Source organism: Aquimarina mytili, assembly GCF_016735115.1.
Lineage (GTDB): Bacteria > Bacteroidota > Bacteroidia > Flavobacteriales > Flavobacteriaceae > Aquimarina > Aquimarina mytili.
In genome coordinates, this window is record NZ_JAERQJ010000032.1 from 1 (window position 1) to 344 (window position 344).

Sequence of the window (344 nt, forward strand, 5' to 3'; positions counted from 1 at the left end):
GTGACTACTATTAGTGAATCTCCAGTTTTAGAAACCTATCCGAATGTGTCTTCAGACAATTTAGCATATTTGATTTATACTTCAGGTTCTACAGGTACTCCAAAAGGGGTTATGATAGAGCATAGCGCTTTATTGAATACAATTCAGAGTATGGATAAGTTATATCCATTAACTTCAGAAGATGTGTATTTGTTTAAGACGACTCATTCTTTTGATGTTTCTGTAGCCGAATTGTTTGGATGGTTTCATTCTGGAGGTAGATTATCGATACTCCCTTCAGGGTTTTCAGCTAATACGGATAAGATTATAGAAGCGATTGATCGTGATCAGGTTACGCACATCAG

At 36.3% G+C, this 344-nt stretch carries 1 protein-coding gene; it reads left to right on the forward strand.

Annotated elements, in window-relative coordinates; translation table 11 throughout:
- On the forward strand, nt 1–344 hold a 344-nt coding region (locus tag JJQ60_RS21885; protein WP_201924775.1), incomplete at both ends, for an AMP-binding protein.